Annotated in this window: 8 protein-coding genes; 1 reads left to right on the forward strand and 7 read right to left on the reverse strand. The window is 37.2% G+C overall.

Going from position 1 to position 5055, the window contains the following annotated elements; translation table 11 throughout:
• Nucleotides 1–385, reverse strand: a 385-nt coding sequence (locus ABWO41_RS15170; RefSeq protein WP_353139876.1) for a pyridoxamine 5'-phosphate oxidase family protein, incomplete at its 3' end; no start/stop codon positions are given.
• 121 nt (nucleotides 386–506) lie between these two features.
• Nucleotides 507–860 (reverse strand): hypothetical protein, encoded by a 354-nt coding sequence (locus ABWO41_RS15175; RefSeq protein WP_353139878.1) that lies wholly within the window; start codon nucleotides 858–860, stop codon nucleotides 507–509.
• A gap of 382 nt (nucleotides 861–1242) precedes the next feature.
• On the opposite strand from ABWO41_RS15175, the gene ABWO41_RS15180 reads away from it, so the two are divergent.
• Nucleotides 1243–2079, forward strand: coding sequence for an endonuclease/exonuclease/phosphatase family protein (locus ABWO41_RS15180; RefSeq protein WP_353139880.1), 837 nt, complete (start codon nucleotides 1243–1245; stop codon nucleotides 2077–2079).
• A gap of 228 nt (nucleotides 2080–2307) precedes the next feature.
• Here the strand turns inward: ABWO41_RS15180 and ABWO41_RS15185 are convergent, their stop codons facing one another.
• From ABWO41_RS15185 to ABWO41_RS15205, 5 genes are all read right to left on the reverse strand, one after another.
• Complete coding sequence (locus ABWO41_RS15185) at nucleotides 2308–2883, reverse strand: DUF4256 domain-containing protein (protein ID WP_353139882.1); 576 nt, start codon at nucleotides 2881–2883, stop codon at nucleotides 2308–2310.
• Between the two features lie 3 nt (nucleotides 2884–2886).
• Nucleotides 2887–3270 carry a DoxX family protein gene (locus tag ABWO41_RS15190; protein ID WP_353139884.1) on the reverse strand — a complete coding sequence of 128 codons (384 nt, stop codon included), beginning with the start codon at nucleotides 3268–3270 and terminating at the stop codon, nucleotides 2887–2889.
• Nucleotides 3271–3274: 4 nt separating this feature from the next.
• Entirely contained in the window at nucleotides 3275–3742 is a 468-nt protein-coding gene (locus ABWO41_RS15195; protein ID WP_353139886.1) for an SRPBCC family protein, read from the reverse strand.
• Nucleotides 3720–4070 (reverse strand): ArsR/SmtB family transcription factor, encoded by a 351-nt coding sequence (locus ABWO41_RS15200; protein WP_353139888.1) that lies wholly within the window; start codon nucleotides 4068–4070, stop codon nucleotides 3720–3722. Before ABWO41_RS15200 ends, ABWO41_RS15195 begins: the two co-directional genes overlap by 23 nt.
• A 169-nt stretch (nucleotides 4071–4239) precedes the next feature.
• Nucleotides 4240–5055 (reverse strand): 3-keto-disaccharide hydrolase (locus ABWO41_RS15205; protein ID WP_353139890.1); only part of this gene is annotated, 816 nt, incomplete at its 5' end.

Genomic DNA, 5055 nt, shown 5'->3' on the forward strand with positions numbered 1-5055 from the left:
CGATAAGATCATTCCGAAGCGTTGGACTGATTGCATGAGAAGGATTCCTTGCAGGATCACTGGTGTTTGGCATAATACGCAGAATTAAGCCCTGCATGACCTGTTGGCGCTCCCTGCCTTCCAATTCCTCAAAGGTTCCCCACAGAATTACGCTCTTCCATCTGAACATAGTATTAATTTCATCAACCTGAAAACATACCTGTGGATTTGCACGAAGCATTTCTATTTTTTTACCCTCACCAGAATGGGCATATATGGCATTATTCTGATATACATAGTTAATAGGCACGATGTAGGTTTCGCCATTTAAATGACATCCCAATCGACCAATAAATTGGCTTTCTAATAAATCTATGATTTCTCTTTTATTCAGTTCTCCAAGCATAAGCTATCATAATTTTACTAAAATTAATTAAACTCTCTGGTTTTCCAAAACAACCATTTTTGAACCTGTTAATATAGTTATGATTAACTATTAAAGCTCCCCAACTCATAAACGTTTACTATTAAAACTTATACCCAATACCAACTCCAACATTCCATTTACCATCCGCGCTTGTTGTTTTATTATTATAAAAAAGAGGTACCTGTATAGCGAAATGTTTATAAACTGTTGTTAAACCAAAACCTAGCGTAGGTGTAGCCAAAGAATTCTTCGTTCCACTTGCGGATTTATCTTCTTTAAATTTCAAACTTGGCAATAGACCAACTAATACCGTCCAGGGCTTATTGGTCAACTTGATAGCTGGTCCTGCCAGGTTTACATAGCCTCCATTATCTACATAACCTGCTACTACGATTCCTTCTAATAAAGTAACTTTCGTTTCGTTTACCTGTGCCTTTACAAAACTGGTTGGCATTAGACATAGGAAAATACTAAAAAAGATTGTTTTAAATTTATTTGCTTGCATGATACTACATTTTATGTTTTAACTATTAATAATTACTCAATTATAGCTTGATATTCGAAACGAAAGAATGCTTGCGATCATGATAAAATATGATCTAAATTATCGTTAATGACCTATTTTATAGTATTAAAGTATGAACACAAAACTGCATTTTTCTCTCACTGAAACCACCACTTCCAGATACTCTAAAGGAATATTGTTTCTGCTAAGTATTAATAGAATGATAATTTAAAAAACACATAGAAAAAAGTATCTTTATTCCGTTCTGAAGAATCATTAATAGATAATAAAAGATTAGGGTTAATATTTAGGAAAAGAAAAAAATAGAATAATGAAAAAGATATCCGCAATATTATTACTGTCATTACTAATATGTGCATCCGCATTTGCTCAAGAGCTGAAAGTTGCTACTTACAATCTCAGATATGCAAATCCAAATGACACAGGAAATTTGTGGCAAGACAGGTCTCCTTATGTTGGAGCATTAATTAGATTCCATGATTTTGATATATTTGGTACTCAAGAGGCACTTCCTGAACAATTGGTCGACTTGGACGGCATGTTACCAACTTATGCTCGCTATGGAAAAGGACGAGACGATGGTAAAACAAAAGGAGAGCATTCTGCCATTTTTTACAAAAAGAATAAATTTACCCTCTTAAACCAAGGTGATTTCTGGCTGGCTGAAAATCCCGATCTACCAGCGAAAGGATGGGATGCAACATGTTGTAATCGGATTGTATCCTGGGTTAATCTAAAGGATAATGAATCAGGTAAAGAATTCTTCTTTTTTAGTGCTCATTACGACCACCAGGGACAAATAGCACGCAAAGAAAGTAGCAAACTAGTGTTGGAAAAGATAAATGAAATTGCAAAAGGAAAACCTGTAATCTTTGTAGGAGATTTAAACGCAGATCATGAGAGTGAGCCTTACAAGATACTCCAGGATTCGGGAGAAATAGTTGATACTTTTACCTTAGTTGATGAACCTTACCATAATAACGGAAGTTTTAATAGTTTTAAGGTTTCAAATAATTCGACAATCATCGATCATATCTTTGTTACTCCTGGAATTAAGGCTTCAAAATGGGGAATATTGACTGATAGTTATTCTGGTAAATATCCTTCTGACCATTTTCCGGTTGTAAGTGTGTTGTCACTTCCATAGTATTTCTGTATTCTCTTTCTGTATCAAGTTATTCCTGGATAATGGCAGACTGATAAAAGTCAAACAGACCTTAAACAAAGACTAAACAGAAATTGAACAGTCCTTTTACCACTGCTTGACCACTGTTCAACCACTGTTTGACCACTGTTTGACCACTGTTCAATTAAAACAAGGCCTTATCTAAAATCATACAAATTTAGGCTCACGTTTAATATCTTATTGAGGAGATTAGACTCTTAATACACCCCGGAATCCTCTGGCAGCATAATATGAATCTGCACCATTATGGTATAAGAATACCATATCATAGCGGCGATCACAGAAGAAGGCACCTCCTCGCTTCCTGATATCAGCAGGAGTTTTCACCCAGCTCGATGTTTTCATATCAAATTTTCCCAGTTGCTGCAACTCCCGATATTGTTCTTCCGTTAAAAGCTCAATACCCATATCAGCTGCCATATCCATTGCAGTATTTTCCGGTTTATGAGCTTTCCTCGCTTCCAGTGCCGCGCGATCATAACAAATACTTCTGCGGCCTTTGGGGCTTTCTTCCGAACAATCATAAAAAATGTATTCTCCTGTCTTCTGATCATAGCCAACAACATCCGGTTCACCTCCGGTTATTTCCATATCATCAAGTGACCCTAGCTTTTCCGGATTGGCTTCTAGCTTTGCCTGTACTTGATCCCACTTTAAGCCTTCATGGCGATTTGTGTTCTTCTCAAAACGAGCTTTTAATACTGAAAATAGTTCTTTGAGTTGCTCTGCTGACAACTCCTTTTTATTATTAGTGCGATTGCTCATAACTTATAGATTAATTGACATCGTTTTACGATCTGCAGGCCTGAAATACCAAGATACAAAAGTCAGAATTAATAATAAAGTTGGTCCAAAAAAATCTTTGACAGCATCTCCAATGGCCAGGTGGGAGATGATTGCACCCGACATAACAAAGAAAAATCCGGCATAGGTCCATTCCTTCAATAAAGGGGATTTAGGAATAAGCACTACTATCACGCCCAATATTTTCCAAACGCCTAATATGGTTAACAAATACAGGGGATAGCCTAAATTTGTCATCATACTTACTTCTTCTTTCATTTTAAGTAATTGTACTATTCCGGTTGATAGCATTCCCAATGCAAGCCAGATTGTAGCAATCCAATAGATAACTCTATTTCTTTTTGTCATAATATTATTTTAATGTGCTCACAATTTCTTGCAAACGATTATGTGCCATATTAATACCTTTCGTAAAGGGTAATTTCAGCAGCCGATCCCTGAGTTCAACTGATTTAAATACACTCTGCATAGTAAGCTTACTGGTGCTATCTGTAAGTTTTTCAAATTCTAAGAATTCAAGCTGAACAGAGAAGTGCGTATTCTCCATTTCAAACGTCCGGGTAATTTTCTGATCCAGGACAAATTCAAGAATTGCTCCATTGGCTCTAAAGACTACATTTCCTTGGGGATCGGTTGTTTCAAATTGATAACTACCATGCTTTTTATTTTCAAGCTTCAGCACTTTCGTTCCCATCCATTGCTCAATAATTTCGGGTTCTACATAAGCTTTAAAAAGTAATTCCAGGGGTAAATCAAATTCTCTGGTTATCAATAATTCTTGCTTTCCTTCTTCCGCGTTAATTTTTGTTTTTTGTTCCATTGTGCTTATTTTTTGATTGGTATTCTTTCATTATGGCTTCCAATTTATTAAATCTCTCATCCCACATTTTGCGGAATGGTTCAATAAAATCAGCTACTTCTTTGATCTTTCCCGGATTTAAGTGGTAGTAAACCTCTCTGCCCTTTTGCTCTTGCTCAAGTAATTCGCATTCAGTAAGTATTTGCAAATGTTTTGAAACCGTTGGTCTGGCTGTATCAAAATTTGCGGCTATCGCGCCTGCTGTCATAGATTGTGAAGCAACCAATACAAGTATAGCTCTCCTTGTCGGATCGGCTATTGCCTGATATACATCTCGTCTTAAATTCATTGTGTAGCTATTTGACTACAAATATAAATGTAGTCACTTAGCTACGCAAGTATTTTTCAATTTTTCTTAAAAATAAATGAGGAGCGTTCCATGGATTAGAGCTCATTAAAAGTAGAAACCCCTGTAAGGATCTCTTACAGGGCTTTCTACTTTTTTGACTGATTCTTATTTAAAGAAACTTAATCTTCGGATCTTTAAACTGAATCTGCATTCCTGCACCGGCATGTTGCTGGAAAGCTACGATACCGTTCTTCAACGCTCCTGCGCTTTCATCAACCAATTCACTGAAAACATGCCCATTAATCTTCACAGTTATATGAGATCCTTGAGCAATGATAACCAATTCATTAAATTCCTGACCTACCGGTTTAAGATATCCGGCAAGCTGTTCTGTAGATTCAGCCAAGGGTGTTGACTTCCCTGCGCTTCCATCAGCCGGGTATGTTACTTTATAACCTCGGGGAGCAATATGAGGTCCCTGAATATCTTTAGTTCTTCGGCCTGATAAAGCAGATTCATCATAAATACCACCCGTGTAATTGTTCTGAGGGTCCATATCAGCCTGATAGCCGGCAATATGTTTGGTAGAATCAACATTCATTACACCTCGAACCTGAACACCGGAATTGCCCCCATTTGATAACCAACGATATTGTACATGGATTTCAACATTGGCATACTTTTCCGGATTTTTTTGTGAGTCAATCCATACTAAATTGGATTGAATGTTATCCCCTGGGTCCGGGCCCTCAACACATTCAATTACTCCATCTTTCACTGACCAGAATCTAGGAAGTGCATCCCAGCCTTTCAGATTTTTACCATTAAACATAGAGATGAATCCATCTTTATCCTGCTTTAATTTTTTCATCTCTTTACCTAATCCGGGCGACTTACTAGGGCGGATAAATACTCTTGCCGAATCAAGGTTAACGCGGCGAGGCCGCTGAGACTGAGATGCGTTAGTCTGGTTACCAGCCTGTTG

Source organism: Pseudopedobacter sp. (assembly GCF_040392825.1).
In the GTDB taxonomy this organism is placed as follows: Bacteria; Bacteroidota; Bacteroidia; order Sphingobacteriales; family Sphingobacteriaceae; genus Pseudopedobacter.